Raw genomic sequence first — 19,492 nt, 5'->3', positions numbered from 1 at the left:
GCAGCCAAACCTCCGTACCCCGTTACCGATCCCGCAAAGGACCAATCCGATGGCCGCCCAATACGCCTTCGTCATGAAGGACATGACCAAGACTTTCCCCGGTGCGCAGAAGCCGGTGCTCTCCAACATCTCGCTCCAGTTCTATCAGGGTGCGAAGATCGGCATCGTCGGCCCCAATGGCGCGGGCAAATCGACCCTGATCAAGATCATGGCCGGGATCGACAAGGATTTCACCGGCGAAGCATGGCCGGGCGAGAACATCACGGTTGGATACCTTGAGCAGGAGCCGGAGCTGGATAACAGCAAGACCGTGCTCGAAAACGTCAAGGACGGCGCGCGCGGCATTGCCGACATGGTCGACCGCTTCAACGCGATCGGCATCGAAATGGGCGAAGACGGCGCCGATTTCGATGCACTGGGCGCGGAGATGAGCGACCTCCAGGACAAGATCGACGCGGTCGACGGCTGGACGCTCGACAACCAGCTCGAAGTGGCGATGGAAGCCCTGCGCTGCCCGCCAGGCGATTGGGCGGTGGAAAGCCTGTCCGGCGGCGAAAAGCGCCGCGTCGCGCTGACCCGGCTGCTGATCCAGAAGCCTTCGATCCTGCTGCTGGACGAACCGACCAACCACCTCGACGCCGAAAGCGTGCAGTGGCTGGAAAACCACCTCAAGGAATATGCCGGCGCGGTGCTGATGATCACCCACGATCGCTATTTCCTTGATAACGTGGTGGAATGGATCCTCGAACTCGACCGGGGCAGCTACTATCCCTACGAAGGCAACTATTCGACTTATCTCGAAAAGAAGGCCAAGCGGCTCGAGCAGGAAAGCCGCGAGGAATCCGGCAAGCAGAAGGCGCTGCAGCGCGAACTGGAATGGATCCGGCAGACCCCTGCCGCGCGCCAGACCAAGTCGAAGGCGCGTGTCCGCAAGTTCGAGGAATTGCAGAACGCGCAGGATAACCGTTCGCTCGGCAAGGCGCAGATCGTCATTCAGGTGCCCGAACGCCTCGGCGGCAAGGTGATCGAGGCCAAGAACATCACCAAGGCCTACGGCGACAAGCTGTTGTTCGAGAACCTCTCGTTCATCCTCCCGCCGGGCGGGATCGTCGGCGTGATCGGGCCGAACGGCGCGGGCAAATCGACGCTGTTCAAGATCCTGACCGGCAAGGAACAGCCCGACAGCGGCACGATCGAGATCGGCAGCACCGTCCATCTCGGCTATGTCGACCAGAGCCGCGATCACCTGAACCCCGCCAACAACGTGTGGCAGGAGATTTCCGACGGGCTGGATTACATGACCGTCAACAAGCAGGAAACCTCGACCCGCGCCTATGTCGGTGCGTTCAACTTCAAGGGCGCGGACCAGCAGAAGAACGTCGGCAAGCTTTCGGGCGGTGAGCGCAACCGCGTGCACATGGCCAAGATGCTGAAGCAGGGCGGCAACGTTCTGCTGCTGGACGAACCGACCAACGATCTCGACGTTGAAACGCTGGGCGCGCTTGAAGATGCGATCGAAAACTTCGCGGGCTGCGCCGTGGTCATCAGCCACGATCGCTTCTTCCTCGATCGTCTGGCCACCCACATTCTCGCGTTCGAAGGCAACAGCCATGTCGAATGGTTCGAAGGCAATTTCGAAGCCTACGAGGAAGACAAGCGTCGCCGTTTGGGTGATGCTGCCGACCGCCCGACACGCTTGGCTTACAAGAAGCTGAGCCGCTAAGAACAGGAAACGGCGGGCGTTTTTACTTGCGCCCGCCGCACCTTTACCATCTCTTAACCAGACTGCGTCACTCTCTACTGCGACAACAGGGTCGCACAGGGATGACAGGGGCGTGGTCATGGGGATCGAAGTGTCGCTTGAAGCGGCGATGGCAGCATGGTTGGTCGCGCTCGTTCTGGGCGCTGTGATCGGGCAGAAGCGGCAAAGGGGCATGCAAAACAGCGCCCCGGATCCGCTATCGGGTCTGTTCGCCCGATCGGTTCTCGAAAACGTCATCGACAGCGCTAATCGCCGCATCGCCAGCCGGGCTCCTGCACAGGCGGTGCTGCATGGCCGGATCGATCAGATTGCCGCTCTGCGCGCCGGCTGGGATTTCCAAGCCCGCGAGCAGTTCCTCGGCAATGTCGCTGCGGTTATGAAAGCCAGCATCCGGTCGGATGACAATTTCATCAGCGCGCAAGGCGACGGTTTCACCATCGTGATGCCCGGTGCGGACGAGAGCGCCGCCAAAGGCGTGGCCGACCGCCTGCGCCGCGCTCTGGCGCAGGCGAAGCTACCGCTGTTTGGCAGCAATAATGCGTTCACCGCCAGCTTCGGGGTTGCGGCAGGTTCGGCTTCGGACAGCAGCAAAACGCTCGTCGCGCGCGCTGGCTGCGCTTGAAGCGGCACAGATGGCGGGTGCGGATCACATCGTGGCCGCGAGCGACATCGAAGAGGTGATCTTCCTGCCGGCTCCGAAGCGTTCCGCCGAAGCCGCCTGATCCTTCGCAATCAGGGTAAAATCAGGGCGCGACCCAGCGCGACGACCAGCTTTCCCCCGTGCGGGTGAATTGCGCCCGGATATGTCCGGTATGCGCCAGATACAGCCAGTCCACCTCGGCGATGTCGATCAGCAACACCGCGAAATTCTCGCGCGCAGGAATGACCTGTGCGTCGTCCGGCTCCACGCCTTCGAATTCGGGCGGCAGGCCCGATGTGGCGCGGTCGGATACCGCACCCGGCCCCTCGCCCAGATAGCAGCGTCGCGCAAAATTGTTACTCGCCGCCCAGGCCGCATCGGCCACCGGCCCATGCGTTTCGATCCGTCCCGTGCCGCGCACGCGGATCTGGATCTTTGTCGCCTTGTCGTAGAACACAGCAGCAACCCGCGGATCGGCGCAAATCATCCGGGCTTTCGGCGCGCGGGCGTCGGTATGGAGCCGCAATCGCCATGCGTCGGCCTCGAAGGCGCGCAGCACCATCACCCGCGCATCCACATCGGCGGTGACGATGACCGGGCTGTGCATCGGCGATTTGCGGTCGCGCGCCGCGCGGATCAGGCGGTTGGCGCAGTCTGTACGGATTTCTTCGAGCTGTTCGAACATGGTACCTTGCGCCTTCGGTCCCGGTGCCGGACACGTCAAGGGCAGTCCGCGAAAACCAGAATCATTTATTCATCAAATTAGCTATTTTTCTGAATATCGATGATCCGGTTCAGGGCAGCGACAGTTTGCGCGGGGTATCAATAACCCCTTAACAAGCCGCTTGTGGTGGGCGGGCGACACTGGAGGCAATGATGTCCAAGACCCTGATCGACAGGGGCGTTGCGCTTTCGGCACTCGCCCTGGTATTTATTCTCCCACTCACACCCGCCTCCGCGCAGGATGTGCCTGTTCGCTTGCAATTTCAGCCCGAAGAGAGCGGTGGCCCTGCGATACAGCGCGCCGAACGCCGGGCACAGCCGCGCGCGGAACGTCGCGCGGAGCGTCGGGTCGAACGCCAGGCTCCTCCCCGAGCCGAACGTCGAGCAGAACGCCGCGCCGAGCGCCAGGTCGAACGCCGTGCCGAGCGTCCGGAACGCGCCCGCCGCGCTCCTGATCGCGGCGGCTTTGGCTCCGATGTCGTCCGCCGTGCCGAACGTGCCCAGCAGAATCAGCGTGCCGAGCGCATCGACCGCCGCAGCGAACGCCGCGCGGATGGGATCGACCGCCGCAGCGAACGGCGGGCCGAGAACGTCGAGCGTCGCGGAGAGCGCCGCGCAGACCGCCTCGACTGGCAGGGCCGCAATGGAGCGGCAGACCGCGTCGAACGCCGCAGCGATCGCCGGGCTGACCGGATCGAAAATCGCGGTGATCGCCGGGCGATCCGCGTCGAACAGCGCGGCGATGTTCGCGCCGGACGGATCGATCGCCGCGACGGCTGGCGCGATGGTCGGCGCGACAATTGGCGCGATGGCCGCCGTGACAAGTCGCGCGCGGACCGCCGTGACTTCCGCCGGGATCAGCGCAACTGGCGCCGCGACGACTGGCGCCACAGCTACCGCGGCCGCAATGGCTGGGACAATCGCGATTTCCGCCACTGGGATCGCGGCTGGCGCGGCAATCAGCGGTTCGACTGGGTAGACTTTCGCCGGGCCAACCGCTTCCACTATCGCCCCGGCCCGTATTTCGCGCCGTTCCGGTCGCACCGTTACAGCCGCCTGCAGACCGGGTTCTTCCTCGATAGCCTGTTCTTCCAGCCGCGGTTCTTCATCAACGATCCGTGGGATTATCGTCTGCCCCCGGTCTACGGCCCTTACCAGTGGGTGCGCTATTACGATGATGTGCTGCTGGTCGATATCTACACCGGCGAAGTGGTCGACGTGATCAACGACTTCTTCTGGTAAACACTGCCGGGCGCGCGGTGCAATGCGGTTCTGCCGCTTGCACCGCGCGCCTCGCTTGCTAACAGCGGTTATATGACCGCCGCCGATCATGTCCCCGACCAGCAAGCCCTCGTCCGTGTCGGTGCCGCCGTGCGCGAACGGCTTGCTGCCGATCCCGGCGTCTACCGGATCGAGAACGACCGTGTGGAACTGTTCGCGGTCGGCGATTTCCTCAGCCTGACCGAATGCGAAAAGCTGTGCGCGATGATCGACGATGTCGCGCGCCCCTCCTCGCTCCACGAACTCGACTATGCGAGCGGGTTTCGAACATCCTATTCAGGCGATCTCGACCCGCACGAAAGTTTCGTGAAGGGGATTTCGCGGCGGATCGATGATCTGATGGGTCTGGATCCGGCGACCGGCGAACCGGTACAGGGCCAGCGCTATCTGCCCGGGCAGCAGTTCCAGCCGCATAATGACTGGTTCTACACTTCCGAGAAATACTGGCAGCTCGAAGAAGCGCGCGGCGGGCAGCGCAGCTGGACGACGATGGCCTATCTCAACCCGGTCGAAGCGGGGGGCGGCACGCACTTCACCGAACTCGGCTTCGAGATCGAACCCAAGCCCGGGGTGCTGCTGATCTGGAACAACGCCCTGCCCGATGGCCGCCCCAACGAAGCCACGATGCATGCCGGAATGCCGGTGCTGAATGGTGCAAAATACGTCATCACCAAGTGGTATCGCACCCGTCAGTGGCGGTAGGCACTATGCCTTGGCCAACGCCTCGGCGATCAGCTGACGGGTCGGCGCGATGCCATACAGGGCGATGAAGCTGCCCATGCGCGGGCCTTGCTCGCTGCCCAGCAGGGTTTCGTAAAGCGCCTTGAACCAATCGCGTAAGGATTCGAACCCGAATTCCTCCTGCTTGCCGATTTCATAGATGATGGTCTGCAAATCCTCGGCACCGGTGGCCGGATCGGCTGCCGCAAGCGCCGTATCGAGCGCCTGCAATGCCGCCACTTCGCCGCCCGCAGGCGCACGCTTGGCCAGTGTCGGGGCGACAAAATCGCGGTTATATGCCAGCGCCTTGTCCACCAGCACATCCAGCGCAGGATGCGCCGCCGGATCGGCATCTTCGACATAATTGCCGAGGTATGACCACACCGCTTCGCGGGTCGCGCCTGCACCCAGCACGCCGATCAGGTTCAGCAGCAGGCTGAACGGCACCGGCAGCGCATCGCCCGCGCCCGGAGCCTCTGCGCCATCATGGCTCTGGTTGGCGCGCAGCAAGTGCCACACCGGGTTGCCCAGCTTTTTGTCAATTTCCTGCCCCGGCAAGGCGCTGCGGAACTGCCAGTAATCGTCCACGGCCTTGGGGATGACGCCCGCGTGCAGCTGCTTGGCGCTCTTGGGATTGGCGAAGATGTAGTAGCCGAGGCTTTCCTCGCTGCCATATTGCAGCCATTCGTCGATCGTCAGGCCATTGCCCTTGGACTTGGAAATCTTCTCGCCCTTGGCATCCAGGAACAGCTCGTAGATCAGACCTTCGGGCTTGTGGCCGCCCAGCACACGGGCGATCTTGCCCGACTGGATGCCGGAATCGGTCAGATCCTTGCCGTACATCTCGTAATCGACGCCCAGCGCCACCCAGCGCATCGCCCAATCGACCTTCCACTGGCACTTGGCCATCCCGCCCAGCGCCGATTGCTCGACCGTGCTGCCATCCTCATCGGTGAAGCGGATGATCCCGGCGGCGGCGTCCACGACTTCGATCGGCACCTGCAACACCGCGCCGGTAGTCGGCGAGACGGGCATGACCGGCGAATAGGTCTGACGCCGTTCCTCGCCGAGTGTCGGCAGCATGATGTCCATGATCGCGCCGAAATTGGTCAGCACGCCCTTCAGCGCATCATCGAACCGGCCGCCATTGTAGCAATCGGACGAACTGACGAATTCATATTCAAACCCGAACTGGTCGAGGAAATCGCGCAGCATCGCGTTATTGTGCGCGGCAAAACTTTCGTATGGCGTGCCGAACGGGTTCGGGATGCGGCTCAGCGGCTTGCCCATGTGCTGCGCCAGCATTTCGCGGTTCGGCACGTTGTCGGGCACTTTGCGCAGCCCATCCATATCGTCCGAAAACGCCACCAGCCGTGTCGGTGCGCCGCCGGTCAGCGCCTCGTAAGCGCGCCGGACGAGCGTGGTGCGCAGCACTTCCTGAAACGTGCCGATATGCGGCAGGCCCGACGGACCATAACCGGTTTCAAACAGCACCCCGCCGTCCTTGCCCTGCGGCCTCCGCTTGGCGAGGCGCTGCGCCTCCTGAAACGGCCAGGCCTTGGAGGTTCGGGCTGCGGTGATGAGTGCATCTTGGGTTATCGTCATGACGCAGCGGCTATTAGGCATGGCGGACAGGCTTGCAAGCGTGCGTTTACAATCCCGCCCGCCTCGCCCATCTTGGGCTGCGTGACCTCCCCCGCCACTTCCCCCGATCCCGTGAACTTGCCCGCGCTGCACGCCAGCCACGGCGGCCACTGGCTGCGCGCCGGTGGCGGTCCAACGAATGCCGTGTCCAAGGGCGATGCGATTATGGCCGCCGCCGATACCCCGGTGCTGCTGCTCAACGCGCCGCTGGTGGCGAGCCGACTGGGCTATCCCGACCTCTCCGGGCTCGATCTGCTCGAAGCCTTCGCCTTCGTCCACCCTGCCCGCTTCTGCGTGCCAACCCCGCGCGGGCTGGCCGAGGCGCTGGGTCTGCCGCAGCCGGAAGGCGACGCGGGCGTGCCCGACCTGCTCCAGCATGCCGCCGGAGCGCTGATCGCCGCCTGCCGCGATCCCGAATGGTTCGAACGTGAAGGCGCATGGAGCGCACTGCAATCGCTGGAGCGGCTGCGCTGGCCGTGGGCGCAGGTGCTGAAGCCGCATATCGCCAAGCCGGAACGGGCCGAACGCTGGCTGTTCGCGCGCCTGCCTGAATGGGAAGAAGCAGGAGAGCGCCCTGCCCCGCGCCCGATCGAACTCTCTCCGCAGGCGGTGACCGATCAACTGGCGCGGCTCACCGGCGAAAGCGCGGAACAGCGCGAAGGCCAGCGCGATTATGCGCAGAACGCCGCCCGCGTCTTCGCACCGCGCCCGCGCGAAGCCCGCCCGCATCTGGCGCTGGCGCAGGCGGGTACGGGGATCGGCAAGACGCTGGGCTATCTCGCACCTGCCTCGCTGTGGGCGGGGGAATCGGGCGGAACGGTGTGGGTATCGACCTTTACCAAGAACCTGCAACGCCAACTGCGTGCCGAAAGCCGCAGGGCGTGGCCTGCCAAGCGCGCCGACGGCACTCCCCCGGTGGTAGTGCGCAAGGGGCGCGAAAATTACCTCTGCTTGCTCAATCTCGAAGACGCGCTGCAAGGCGGGTTCGCCGGACGCGCGGCGATACTGGCGCAGCTGGTGGCGCGCTGGGGCGGCTATAGTCGCGACGGCGACATGATCGGCGGCGATCTGCCGGGTTGGCTGGGCACCTTGTTCCGCAAGCGCGGGATCGCGGCGCTGACCGACCAGCGCGGAGAGTGCATCTATGCCGGCTGCCCGCATTACCGCAAATGCTTCATCGAACGTGCGGCGCGGGACAGCGCGCAAGCCGATCTCGTCATCGCCAATCACGCGCTGGTGATGGTCAATGCCGCGCGCGCGCGGGATCCGGCGGCGCGGCCGACGCGGCTGATCTTCGATGAAGGCCACCACGTGTTCGACGCGGCGGATTCGACCTTCGCCGCCACATTATCTGGGCAGGAGGCGATCGAACTCCGGCGCTGGATCATCGGCCCCGAGCGCGAGGCACGCGGGCGCAGACGCGGTCTGGCCGCGCGGCTGGCCGAGTTGGCGAGTTACGACGAAGCGGGCGGAGAGGCCATCGCGGCTGCCTGCAAGGCCGGACAGTTGCTCCCGTCGGACGGGTGGCTCCAGCGGCTCAATGAAAACGCGCCCCTAGGCCCGGTCGAAGCTCTGCTCGCGGCAGTCCGCACCGCGACCTATGCCCGCGACGAAAGCGGCGGAATCGATGCGGGATACGGCATCGAGACCGAGGCTTCGGGCCTACCCGGCGAAGTGATCGAGGCGGCGGGCGCTGCGGCCGAAGCGCTCGCCAGCATCCGCGTGCCGCTGATCCGGCTGGGCGGACGGCTGGAGGCGATCTTGGCCGATCCGCCCGACTGGCTCGATGCGCAAGGCCGCGCGCGGATCGAAGGGGCGCGGTTTGCGTTGGCGTGGCGGATCGATCTGGTGGCGGCGTGGGAATCGCTGCTCGTCCGGCTCGGCGGCCCGGCTGACCCCGAATTCGTCGATTGGCTGGCGGTCGACCGCTCTGACGCGCGCGAATTCGATGTGGCGATCCACCGCCGCTGGCTCGATCCGATGAAGCCGTTTGCCCGCGTGGTGCTGGAACCGGCGCACGGTGTCCTGCTGACCAGTGCGACGCTGACCGACCGCGGCGCCCAAAGCATTGGCAGCGACGATGTCTGGGCGAGCGCCATCGCGCGATCGGGCGCGGCGCATATCGAAGGCGCCCCGATGCTGTCGGCGGCTGAAAGCCCGTTCGATTACGCCACCCGCGCCGAGGTGCTGATCGTCACCGATGTGGCCAAGGGCGATCTGCCCGCGCTCGCCGGAGCTTATGCGCGGCTGATCGAGGCAAGCGGCGGCGGCGTGCTGGGCCTGTTCACTGCGATCCGGCGGTTGCGCAGCGTGCATGGCCGGGTTGCCGATCGGCTCGCCCGCGCAGGACTCCCGGTCTATGCCCAACACGTCGATCCGATCGATACCGGCACGCTGGTCGACATCTTTCGCGATGATCCGCGTGCCAGCCTGCTCGGCACCGACGCGCTGCGCGACGGGGTGGACGTGCCGGGCCACAGCTTGCGTTGCGTGGTGCTGGAACAGGTGCCGTGGCCGCGCCCGGATATCCTCCACAAGGCTCGCCGCGCGGCCGGCGGTGGCAGCCAGTATGATGACCGCATAATCCGCGCCCGGCTGGCGCAGGCATTCGGGCGGCTGATCCGCAGCAAGGACGATGCCGGGCACTTCGTCGTCCTCTCGCCCGCCTTCCCCAGCCGATTGCTGTCCGCCTTCCCGCCCGGCACGCCGGTCTTGCGCGTGACTCTCGATCAGGCTTTACAACGCGTCGCCGCTGGTGTTGGGGGCATGCAGTCCCTCCCCACGCAAGGAGCCTTGCTGCCATGAAGATCCTTGGCCTCCTGCGCCACGCCAAGTCCGACTGGGACGATACCAGCCAGCGCGATTTCGACCGCGGCCTGAACGCACGCGGGCGCAAGGGCGCGCGGCTGATCGGCGCGCATATCCGCGATCATGGCGTCGCATGGGACAAGCTGATTGCCAGTCCGGCGGTGCGGGTGAAGGCCACGCTGGAAACCGCGCTGCCCGACATGGCGCCGACCTTCGACCAGAAGCTGTATCTGGCCAGCGCCGACACGATCATGGAAACGATCGAGGCCCATGCCGGAACCGGCGCGGACGAGGCGGACGCAATCCTGATCAGCGGGCATAATCCCGGCTTGCAGGATGTGTTGCTGGAACTGGTCTCTCCCGGCAAGGAGAACGAGCTGTTCCGCGAGGCGGTGGTGAAGTTTCCGACCGCTGCCTTCGCCGTGCTCGAATGCGATATCGAACACTGGTCGCAATTGAAGCGGTACTGCGCGGGGCTGGTGCATTTCGCCCGCCCGCGCGATCTTGATCCGGCGTTGGGGCCGGAGAACTAGTCCCCGGCCCCTTGCACTAACGGATTAATCGACGCTGCGAGGCGGCAACTTGCCGTCGGACGCTTCGGTGTCGACCATGTCGCTCTGTCCGGCCAGACCGCGCGCTTCGAGCATCGGCTGCACATTGGGCTGGCGACCGGCGAAGTTTTCGAACATCTCGAAATAGTCCATCGTCCCGCCGCGGCTCAGCACCGTCTGGCGATAGTGATCGCCATTTGCGCGGGTCAGTCCGCCGTTTTCGCGGAACCACTTGCGGCTGTCGCGGTCGAGCATTTCGGTCCACAAATAGCTGTAATAGCCTGCGGAATAACCCGCCGGATCGCTGAAGATGTGGTTGAAATAGGTCGAGCGGTAACGCGGCGGCACCAGATCGATTTCCAGCCCGAGTTCCTCCAGCGAACGGCGTTCGAAGGCATCGACTTCAGCCGGGGTATCGATCGCGGCGGCTTCCTGCGGCGTCAGCGCGGCCCACTTCATGTCGAGCAGCGCTGCAGCCACGACCTCGCCGAAATCATAGCCCTGATTGAACTTGGATGCGGCCTCGATCTTCTCGACCAGCTCCATCGGGATGGTTTCGCCGGTCTGGTAGTGCTTGGCATAGTTCTGCAACACCTCCGGCCAGGTCGCCCACATTTCGTGAACCTGGCTCGGATATTCGACGAAGTCGCGCGCGGTTGCGGTGCCCGAGAGGCTTTCGAACTTCTGGTCGGCGAAGAAGCCGTGCAGCGCGTGGCCGAATTCGTGAAAGATGGTGTTGACGTTGTCGAAGCTCACCAACTGCGCTTCGCCGGGCGCAGCCTTGGGGATGTTGAGCACGTTGTAGATCACCGGCTGGGTGCCCCACAGATCGCTCTGTTCGACGAAGTTGCTCATCCAAGCGCCGCCACGCTTGGACGGGCGCTGGAACGGATCGAAATAGAACAGGCCGAGTTCCGAACCGTCCGCATCGAACACGGTGTAGGTCCACACGTCGGGATGATAGGTCGGAATGTCGGTGCGGCGTTCGAAATCGAGGCCGTAAAGCTTGTTCGCCATGTAGAACACGCCGTCTTCCAGCACCTTTTCGAGCTGGAAATATTCCATAACCGCGTCTTCATCGAGATCGTAGCGTTCGGCCTTGATCTGGTTGGCGTAGCGATACCAGTCCCACGGCTGCACAGCGTAATCGCCGCCCTCGGCAGCAATCGCCTGAGTCAGCAGCGCCGCCTCGCGCCGCTGCGTGGCGGCGAGCGCGGGGACCATCTGTTGCATGAAGTTCAGCGCGGTTTCAGGGGTCTTGGCCATGCGATCATACATCGCGTAGCTGGCCCAGTCCGCCTCGCCGAACAGCGCCGCTTTCTGCGCGCGCAGGGCCGCGATCCGCGCCAGCAGCAGGCGGGTGTCATATTCGGGGTTCGCCCCGTCGGCACGGTTATAGCTCAGCTTGAACAGCGCCTCACGGGTGGCGCGGTTTTCCAGCGTCGGCAGCAGCGGCTGCTGCGTGGTGTTCTGCAGTGCGATGGCATATTTGCCGGGAAAGCCCTTTTCGGTCGCGAGATCGGCGGCGGCCTTGATGTCGGCATCCGAAAGGCCCGCCAGTTGCTCTGCCGTATCGACGATCAGCGGCTGTGCATTGGTCGCAGTGCGCAGCTTCTGGCTGAATTCGGTGGTCAGCGTCGACAATTCGGAATTGATCGCCTTCACCTGCTCGCGCTCGGCCTCGGTCAGCAGCGCGCCGGCGTGGACCATTTCCTTGTAGGTTTCTTCCAGCAGCCGCGATTCCTCGACCGACAGGCCAAGACTGGCGCGACTGTCGTAAACCGCCTTCACCCGCGCGAAGAGTTCGGGGTTGAGCGTGATCGAATCCGAATGCGCCGAAAGCTCCGGGCTGATCTCGGTATCGATAGCGTCGAGCCGGTCGTTCGTGTTGGAGCCGGTCAGCGCATAGAACACGCGCGCGACCCGGCCGAGCATCCGACCCGATTTTTCCAGCGCTACGATGGTGTTTTCAAAAGTCGGCGCTTCCGGATTGGCGATGATCTGCGCGACTTCGGCCTTGTTGATCGCCATCCCCTGTTTGAAGGCGGGGACGTAATCATCCTCGCTGATCTTGGTGAAATCGGGCGCGAGGAACGGCAGCGTGCTGTCGGCGGCGAAATAACCGGTGCCTTCGGGAATAGCTGTGGCTTGCGACGCGGCGGCAGGGGCAGTCATTGCGGTGCCTCCGGGAGTGGTCGCGCAGGCAGACAGCAGCGCGGCGGCGGAAACGGTGGAAAGCGCGGCAACGAGGTTACGGGTAGTCATAAAGGACAGTCTCTCTCAGGTTTATCGCAAAGCGCTGCGGGTGGGCAGCTTTATGCGGCTGTTATGCATGGGCGCTGTTGAACAGGGTATGACCCAAGTTTGCAAGATACGGCTTCAGCGCCGCCAGCTTTCGTTGGTGCGATCAATGGTGAGCGGCCCCTCCCAAGCACGGCACAGGGCCAGCGCCTCGTTTGGGGTGGCGGCGATCCAGCGCGGCTGATTCTCCGGCGCGAGCAGCACCGGCATTCGGGTGTGAACGTCCGCTGCCGCCGATCCGGCGCTATCCGTCATCACCATCGAATAACACGCACCCCATTCCTCGCTGTGCCGCCACACGCCGGCGGCGGCAAACATCGGGGCGCCGGGCAGCGAAAGCCACGTGCGAGTCATGTGTCCCTTCGGACCTTCCGCCTCGGCCCAGGCGGTCAGCGGGATCAGGCAGCGACGTTCTTCAAAGGCGTAGCGCCAGAAGAACGTCCCCAGCTTGTCGGTGCGAGCGTTGTTGACCGGCTTGGGCTTCAGCGGCTGGCCCTGCTTGCCTTGTCGCACCAGTGGAAAGCCCCATGTCATCGGGCGCACCTCGCCTTCGGCGACCACCAGTCCGGGATAGCCGGGATAGACCTCCTCCCCGAAATTCGCGCCCTGTGCCGCGTCGACCGCATCGAACCACGCGGCGACTTCGCTGGCGTTTTTCGTCATGCGGTAGAGGTTGCACATCGCCTCAGGCTCCGGCGTTACCGACCACGAAGCACGCCGCCGCCATCAGCGCCCCGGCCCAGCGGTTGGAGCGGAAGCGGGCGAGCGGATTGGCGGGATCGTTCGCATCGAGGCTCGCCACCTGCCATACCAGATGTCCCGCCACCGGCAGCAAGGCGAGCAGCGCCAGCGGATCGGGGCGGTACAGCCAAAAGCCCAGCGCCCACAGCGCGATCGTCGCTGCATAGAAGCCCGCAATACCCGCCTGCACCTTTGCGCCCATCGCCAGCGCCGACGAGCGGATGCCGACCATCGCATCATCCTCGCGGTCCTGCAGCGCATAGATCGTGTCGTAACCGATCACCCAGCAGATGCACCCGGCATAGACGGCCGCCAGCGCATCCCAATTGTCCCAGCGCAGTTCGCTCCACCCGACCAGCAGCCCCCAGTTGAACACCATGCCCAGCCACGCCTGCGGCCACCATGTGATCCGCTTCATGAAGGGATAGGCCGCGACCAGCGCGAGGCTGCCGAGCGCAACCAGCTGTGCCTGCCAGCGCAATTGCAGCAGCACGATGAGCCCGACGAGGCACAGTGCGATGAGCCAGCCCCATGCCAGCTTTTTCGACACGCGCCCGCTCGCCACCGGGCGCAAGGCCGTGCGCGCGACCTGCCGGTCCAGCTCGGCATCGACGATGTCGTTATAGACGCACCCTGCCCCGCGCATCGCGATGCTGCCGAGCAGCAGCCAGCCGAGCAGCGCGAACTGCGCCCCCGCTCCCGCCAGCCAGACCCCGAACACGCAGGGCCAGAATAATAGCCACCAGCCGATCGGCCGGTCGAACCGCGCCAACTGCGCCAGATCACGCGGAAGCTGCGGCAGCCGCGCCACCAGTCCCCTATGTTCGCTGTCAGGAACAATATCGCTGTTCACGCCGCCGCCTCGCTGCGAGCCGCGCGCCAGCCGATGATCGCCAGCGCCAGCATCGTCACATTGCCGGCGAAATCGAGCATCCCGACCGAAGTCAGCACCGGCACTTCGTAATGGAAATACCAGTTGAAGCCGAAGAACGGCAGCAGCAGAACGGCAAAGACCAGAAACGCCCGCGGGCTCCACCGCACCACCAGCGCCATCAGCCCGAACAGCACAGCCTGCGCACCGAAGCACGCAAGCGCAAAGCGGGTGAGGAAGGTGCTGTCGCGATAGGCCTCGGTCACGCCGAGTTCGATCACACTCGACGGCGCGAACAGCGCCCAGCCGCCCAGCACGAGGAACACGGCAGCAATCCCGAATTGTGCGGTACGCGTGGACATGACTTGCTCCCTAGCGGCCCGAGCGCCTAGTGCAAAGCCATGCCCGCCGCACACCATCCGAAGGTTCCCGCCTGGCCCCCGAAAAGCGCCCCACGCCTGTTCGTCGTCGACGAACTGCACGCCGGTGCGGCTGTTCGGATCGAAGGCAATCCGGCGCATTATCTATCCCGTGTAATGCGTGCCGCCCCCGGCGACGTCGTGATCCTGTGCGATGACATTACCGGTGAATGGGCTGCGCGGGTCAGCGATGTCGGCAAGCGCGAAGTTGTGCTGGAGGTGGCCGAAATGCTCCGCCCGCGCGAGGCGGTGCCGGACCTGTGGCTCTGCCCTGCCCTGCTCAAGAAGGATCGGTTCGATCTGGCGCTGGAGAAGGCGACCGAACTCGGTGCCGCACGCATCCAGCCGGTAATCACCCGGCGCTGCGTGGCCGACAAACTGAACCTCGACCGCGCCCGCACGATCACCACCGAAGCCGCCGAACAATGCGCCCGAACCGTGCTTCCCGCGCTGGCCGAACCAGTGAAGCTGGATGCGCTACTGGCGGATTGGCCCGAACACCGCGCGCTGTTCTTCGCCGACGAGAACGGCGGCGAGCCTGCAGCGACCGCTTTCGCCGCCCATACCGGACCCGCCGCGATCCTCACCGGCCCCGAGGGCGGGTTCGACGATGCCGAGCGCGCCGCAATCCGCGCCCACCCCGCTGCGCGCGCCATCACTCTCGGCCCGCGTATCCTTCGCGGCGAAACCGCTGCCATTGCTGCGATTGCGGTCTGGATGGCCAGCGCGGGCGACTGGTAGCGGAGCTTCGCGCAAACAAACGCGTTTTCGCTTCCCACCGGCAATCGGGTTTTCTAAGGCCACCGGCCAAAGAGGGCACCTTCGATGAGCACACGCGAAACCAGCACCGCAGACGATCCGATCATCGAAAGTCTCGACCAATTGGTCGCCCCGATGATCGGCGGCGAAAAGCCCAAGTCCGACTGGCGGATCGGCACCGAGCACGAAAAGCTGGTCTACAAGCGCGCCGATCACCGCGCCCCTTCCTATGACGAGCCTTGCGGCATCCGCGACCTGCTCGGCGGCCTTGAACAATTCGGCTGGCAGCCGGTCGAGGAAGGCGGCAACGTCATCGCTTTGAAGGGCACCGACGGCGCGGTCAGCCTCGAACCGGCCGGGCAGCTCGAATTGTCGGGCGCGCCGCTCGAAAACCTGCACCAGACCTGCGCCGAAACCGGGCGGCATCTGGAACAGGTCAAGGCAGTCGGTGAAAAGTGCGGGGTCAGCTATCTCGGCCTCGGCATGTGGCCGGACAAGACCCGCGAAGAACTGCCGATCATGCCCAAGGGCCGCTATGACATCATGCTGCGGCATATGCCGCGGGTCGGCACGATGGGCCTCGACATGATGCTGCGCACCTGCACGATCCAGGTGAACCTCGATTACAGCAGCGAAGCCGACATGGTGAAAAAGTTCCGCGTCGGGCTTGCGCTGCAACCGCTGGCGACCGCGCTGTTCGCCAATTCGCCCTTTACCGAGGGCAAGCCCAATGGCTTCCTGTCATACCGCTCGCACATCTGGTCGGACACCGATCCGCATCGCACCGGGATGCTGCCCTTCGTGTTCGAGGACGGTTTCGGCTACGAACGCTGGGCGCGATATATGCTCGATGTGCCGATGTATTTCGTGTTCCGCGACGGCAAATATATCGACGCGGCAGGGCTTTCGTTCCGCGATTTTCTCGACGGCAAGCTGTCGGTCTTGCCGGGCGAGCGCCCGACGCAGAGCGACTGGTGGGATCACCTGTCCACCGCTTTTCCCGAAGTGCGGCTGAAAAGCTTCCTCGAAATGCGCGGCGCCGATGGCGGGCCGTGGAACCGGATTTGCGCGCTTCCGGCCTTCTGGGTCGGGCTGCTGTATGACCAAGGCGCGCTCGATGCGGCGTGGGATCTGGTCAAGGGCTGGACGATGGAAGAGCGCGAGGCGCTGCGCAATGCCGCGCCCCGGCTGGCGCTTGATGCGCCCGTCCCCGGCGGCGGAACCCTGCGCGATATCGGGCGCGAGGCGTTGGCGATTGCGCACAAGGGGTTGGCGGCGCGCGCGCGGCTCAATTCCTCGGGCGATAACGAAACCGGCTTTCTCGAGGCGCTCGACGAGATCGTCGCCAGCGGCAAGGTGCCGGCCCAGCGGTTGCTGGATGCCTATCACGGCGAATGGAACGGCGATATCAGCCGGGTCTACGAACAGTCGTTCTGACGGAAAAGCGCTATTCGGCGGGGAACGCGTGGGTTGCAGGCGAACGCTCCGGCCCTCGCCCTGTCAGCAGCCGCGCCAACCGGGTCAGCGGCGCGGTGATCAGGCCGTGATCGGCCATCCACGCATGATATTCGGCATATTTGGGGTCTTCGGCCAACAAATGCGTCTCTTCGGTGTGTGCGCGCCAGTAGTAGATACCGTTCACCACCAGCAGAAAGAACGTGTTGCGTAACCCGTCCGCAACCGAACCGTTGGTGACCAGGAACGGCATTACCGAAGCCCACCAGAACAGGTTCTTCGACAGATAGGCCGGATGGCGGGTGAAGCGATAGGGGCCGTGGGTCAGCACACCGCGATAGGTGAGGTTGGAAAAGCGAATGCCGAACACCACCGTCGCCCAGGCATAGATCGCGGTCAGGCCCACCAGCAGTGCGCCCCAGCCCCACAGCAAGGTATCATTGCCGGCGAACCAGTGCGCCCAGCCGGCGGTGCCGGTCTCGTAGCTGAGCACCTGATTGTCAGGCCCGATGATGCCCCACACGAACGGCGGGTAACACAGCAGCGCCGCCAGCCATCCAGCCACCAGCGGGTTGCCTGATCGGATATGCGAATCCAGCGGGCGCAGTGTCAGAAGGTAGCCGACCGTGCCGATCTGCACGTCGATCACGAACAGAAGCGTCACCAGCAGCATCACGAACTGCACCGGGTTGCCGAACAATTGCGCCGGATCGGCCTCGACCACCTGAGCGAAGCCGCCCGGCAGGATGGAGATCATGAACGCGCCGAAGAAGCCCTTGATGATCCACGCCTGCCAGTGTTTGGCAATCTGCACTCCGTCCCACGTCTCACGCCCGATCACGCCGCCGCCGAGCAGGAACGCGCCGAATTGCCAGGTGCCGTCGCGCGGTTCGATCAGGTGCCGGTCGAGCCAGATGACATAGGGGATCGAGAGCGCCACCAGCGGCACGGCGGCGAAGGTCAGCACCTCCATCGCGAACAGGTAGGAGCCGTTCCAGTACCAGCGCGCAAGGCCGTAGAACGCGGCGAGCAAAGCCCAGGTCGCCCACAGACCCGAAAGCTTGACCACCGAAATCGGCAGACTTTCGGCAAGCGGTCGGCGCAGGCTCCAGTCGATCCCGGTCGAGGGGCGCCGGTGAACCTTGTCCACCAGCACCGACCACAGCCCCATCGGCAGCGCGGTGAACAGCATCGCAGCCAGCGCAGCATAGGGTCCGGATAGCACGCCGCGCGATGCGGCAAAGCCGCCGGAAAAGCCCAGCACCTCGGCAATCTCGGGGTATGATCGGCAGAACGCGATCCACGCGAACAGCCCGGCCAGCCCGACCAGCCCGACGCCCGCCGATACATCGCTCGGCGGCGGGGCGGATCTTGCAGGTCTATCAGGCGAGTAAGGCGCGCTCATCACGCGCCCGCATTAGCGCGAAAGGGTTAATAGCCCTTTCGCGCATGTCCGGCGCGGCGCTTTAGCGCCAAGCGTGAATCGTGCCGCTATCGTCGAGAATGTACAGATGACCGTCGGCCACCACCGGCGGCAGGCTGACCGGCTGATCGATATCCGCGAACAACTGGGCCGAGCCTTCGGCTGCGCTCACCTTCCACACCTCGCCGCGCGAGCTGGCGATCCACAACTGGCCGCCCGCCAATACCGGGCCGGTCCAGAAGATCGGACCTTCCTTGTCTTTCTCATCGCGGAATTGCTGAAGCTGGGCGATCCAGCGCACCCGTCCGCTCGACCGGGCAATGGCGAGCAGGCGTGCGTCGTCGGTCAGCGTGAAAATCCATTCGCCCGCAATCGCCGGAGTGGAAATGCCCGCAAGGTTCAGTTCCCAGATGCGCTGGCCGGTGACCAGTTCATAGGCCGCCATGCGCCCGCCCTGACCCAGCGCATAGACGCGGCCGGAATCGATGATCGGATCGGCATCGATATCGGTGATCGAACCGACCGTGGTCGAGATATTGGTGCGTGCCAGCGCGTCCGACCACAGCACGCGGCCGTTTTCATACCGGTAGGCGCTGAGTTCGCCGCTCGAATAACCGGCGACGATGGTGCCCTGCCCAGCCGCCGGAGCCGCCACGCCGAACACGCCCGATTGCGTGGTAGAACCGGATTCGTCCCACACCAGCGATCCATCCGCGATGTTGAGCGCAATGATCTGGTTATCCTGAGTCATTACGAACAGCTGACCGAACGCGATGGTGGGCGATCCGCGCAACGGACCTGCGGGCTTGACCCGCCACAGCAATTCGCCGGTTTCAGCACGCTTGGCCTTGACGTAGCCTGCACCATTGGTGGCGTAGACGATCCCGTTGTCATAGCTGACCCCGCCGCCGAAGGCCGAATTGCGCGTATCGTCATCGATCTCGGTTTCGCGCCGGCTCCACACCTCTGCGCCGGTTTTCTTGTCGAACGCGTGGACGGTGCCGTCGGTGCCTTCGACATACAGCTTGTCGCTGCCGATCACCGGCGCTGCGGCGAGGCGAACGCGGTTGGTCGATCCGGCGATTTGGGCGGTCCATGCCTTGGCCGGATTTTCCGCTAGCGCGAGATGCCCGTAGGACTTGCTCGCCGATCCGCCGACCTGCGGCCATTCGGTGTTGTTGCGCGCCGGGGGCAGCACCACGCTGATCGCCGCCAGTGCCGGATCGACTTCCGCTCCGCTTTCGATGCGGGAAAGGATCGGGGTGCGATTGCCGACCGTCGGCGTGGTCTTGTCCTCGCCGCCGCCGAACAGACCGCCCTTGCAGCCGGTCAGAGCCATTGCCATCATGCCCGCGAGCAACGCGGCGCGTGCATTTTTCAAGTTGTTCATACCC

At 64.6% G+C, this 19,492-nt stretch carries 16 protein-coding genes; 8 read left to right on the top strand and 8 right to left on the bottom strand.

Annotation, left to right across the window (positions count from 1 at the left end):
* The first annotated feature begins 49 nt into the window (after window positions 1–49).
* Window positions 50–1,723 carry an energy-dependent translational throttle protein EttA gene (gene ettA, locus Q0L48_RS05945; RefSeq protein ID WP_296718400.1) on the top strand — a complete coding sequence of 558 codons (1,674 nt, stop codon included), beginning with the start codon at window positions 50–52 and terminating at the stop codon, window positions 1,721–1,723.
* 118 nt (window positions 1,724–1,841) lie between these two features.
* Window positions 1,842–2,384, top strand: a complete 543-nt coding sequence (locus Q0L48_RS05940; protein WP_296718397.1) for a GGDEF domain-containing protein — start codon at window positions 1,842–1,844, stop codon at window positions 2,382–2,384.
* A 121-nt stretch (window positions 2,385–2,505) separates the two neighbouring features.
* Here the strand turns inward: Q0L48_RS05940 and Q0L48_RS05935 are convergent, their stop codons facing one another.
* Window positions 2,506–3,087 carry a pyridoxamine 5'-phosphate oxidase family protein gene (locus Q0L48_RS05935; RefSeq protein WP_296718394.1) on the bottom strand — a complete coding sequence of 194 codons (582 nt, stop codon included), beginning with the start codon at window positions 3,085–3,087 and terminating at the stop codon, window positions 2,506–2,508.
* A gap of 191 nt (window positions 3,088–3,278) precedes the next feature.
* Between Q0L48_RS05935 and Q0L48_RS05930 the strand changes: the two genes are divergently transcribed.
* Both Q0L48_RS05930 and Q0L48_RS05925 read left to right on the top strand, forming a co-directional pair.
* Window positions 3,279–4,367, top strand: coding sequence for an RcnB family protein (locus Q0L48_RS05930; RefSeq protein ID WP_296718393.1), 1,089 nt, complete (start codon window positions 3,279–3,281; stop codon window positions 4,365–4,367).
* Window positions 4,368–4,439: 72 nt separating this feature from the next.
* Window positions 4,440–5,108 (top strand): 2OG-Fe(II) oxygenase, encoded by a 669-nt coding sequence (locus Q0L48_RS05925; protein WP_296718392.1) that lies wholly within the window; start codon window positions 4,440–4,442, stop codon window positions 5,106–5,108.
* 3 nt (window positions 5,109–5,111) lie between these two features.
* On the opposite strand, the gene Q0L48_RS05920 is transcribed toward Q0L48_RS05925, so the two are convergent.
* Complete coding sequence (locus Q0L48_RS05920) at window positions 5,112–6,731, bottom strand: lysine--tRNA ligase (protein WP_296718390.1); 1,620 nt, start codon at window positions 6,729–6,731, stop codon at window positions 5,112–5,114.
* A gap of 204 nt (window positions 6,732–6,935) precedes the next feature.
* Between Q0L48_RS05920 and Q0L48_RS05915 the strand changes: the two genes are divergently transcribed.
* Both Q0L48_RS05915 and Q0L48_RS05910 read left to right on the top strand, forming a co-directional pair.
* Entirely contained in the window at window positions 6,936–9,575 is a 2,640-nt protein-coding gene (locus Q0L48_RS05915; RefSeq protein WP_296718780.1) for an ATP-dependent DNA helicase, read from the top strand.
* Entirely contained in the window at window positions 9,572–10,111 is a 540-nt protein-coding gene (locus Q0L48_RS05910) for a histidine phosphatase family protein (protein WP_296718388.1), read from the top strand. The genes Q0L48_RS05915 and Q0L48_RS05910 overlap by 4 nt, the downstream gene beginning before the upstream one ends.
* Window positions 10,112–10,135: 24 nt before the next feature.
* On the opposite strand, the gene Q0L48_RS05905 is transcribed toward Q0L48_RS05910, so the two are convergent.
* The 4 genes from Q0L48_RS05905 to Q0L48_RS05890 form a co-directional block, all read right to left on the bottom strand.
* Complete coding sequence (locus Q0L48_RS05905) at window positions 10,136–12,394, bottom strand: M3 family metallopeptidase (RefSeq protein WP_296718386.1); 2,259 nt, start codon at window positions 12,392–12,394, stop codon at window positions 10,136–10,138.
* Window positions 12,395–12,508: 114 nt separating this feature from the next.
* Window positions 12,509–13,111: an SOS response-associated peptidase gene (locus tag Q0L48_RS05900; protein ID WP_296718385.1), complete on the bottom strand. Its 603-nt coding sequence runs from the start codon at window positions 13,109–13,111 to the stop codon at window positions 12,509–12,511.
* A 4-nt stretch (window positions 13,112–13,115) separates the two neighbouring features.
* On the bottom strand, window positions 13,116–14,024 hold the full coding sequence (gene ubiA, locus Q0L48_RS05895) for a 4-hydroxybenzoate octaprenyltransferase (protein WP_296718383.1): 909 nt from the start codon (window positions 14,022–14,024) through the stop codon (window positions 13,116–13,118).
* Window positions 14,021–14,404, bottom strand: coding sequence for a hypothetical protein (locus Q0L48_RS05890; protein ID WP_296718381.1), 384 nt, complete (start codon window positions 14,402–14,404; stop codon window positions 14,021–14,023). Before Q0L48_RS05890 ends, ubiA begins: the two co-directional genes overlap by 4 nt.
* Before the next feature lie 39 nt (window positions 14,405–14,443).
* Between Q0L48_RS05890 and Q0L48_RS05885 the strand changes: the two genes are divergently transcribed.
* On the top strand, window positions 14,444–15,202 hold the full coding sequence (locus Q0L48_RS05885) for a 16S rRNA (uracil(1498)-N(3))-methyltransferase (protein WP_296718378.1): 759 nt from the start codon (window positions 14,444–14,446) through the stop codon (window positions 15,200–15,202).
* Window positions 15,203–15,286: 84 nt separating this feature from the next.
* A complete protein-coding gene (locus Q0L48_RS05880; protein WP_296718377.1) occupies window positions 15,287–16,657 on the top strand; it encodes a glutamate--cysteine ligase in 1,371 nt (456 codons plus the stop codon).
* 10 nt (window positions 16,658–16,667) lie between these two features.
* On the opposite strand, the gene Q0L48_RS05875 is transcribed toward Q0L48_RS05880, so the two are convergent.
* Both Q0L48_RS05875 and Q0L48_RS05870 read right to left on the bottom strand, forming a co-directional pair.
* Complete coding sequence (locus Q0L48_RS05875; RefSeq protein WP_296718375.1) at window positions 16,668–18,080, bottom strand: DUF1295 domain-containing protein; 1,413 nt, start codon at window positions 18,078–18,080, stop codon at window positions 16,668–16,670.
* A gap of 61 nt (window positions 18,081–18,141) precedes the next feature.
* The gene (locus tag Q0L48_RS05870; RefSeq protein ID WP_296718373.1) at window positions 18,142–19,488 is read right to left on the bottom strand and encodes a PQQ-binding-like beta-propeller repeat protein; all 1,347 of its coding nucleotides are present in this window, start codon (window positions 19,486–19,488) and stop codon (window positions 18,142–18,144) included.
* Between the last annotated feature and the right edge of the window lie 4 nt (window positions 19,489–19,492).

It is taken from the genome of Erythrobacter sp., from assembly GCF_024305245.1.
Lineage (GTDB): Bacteria > Pseudomonadota > Alphaproteobacteria > Sphingomonadales > Sphingomonadaceae > Erythrobacter.
The sequence above is the reverse complement of the archived record's forward strand: the minus strand, read 5'-3'. Positions and strand labels throughout refer to the sequence as shown.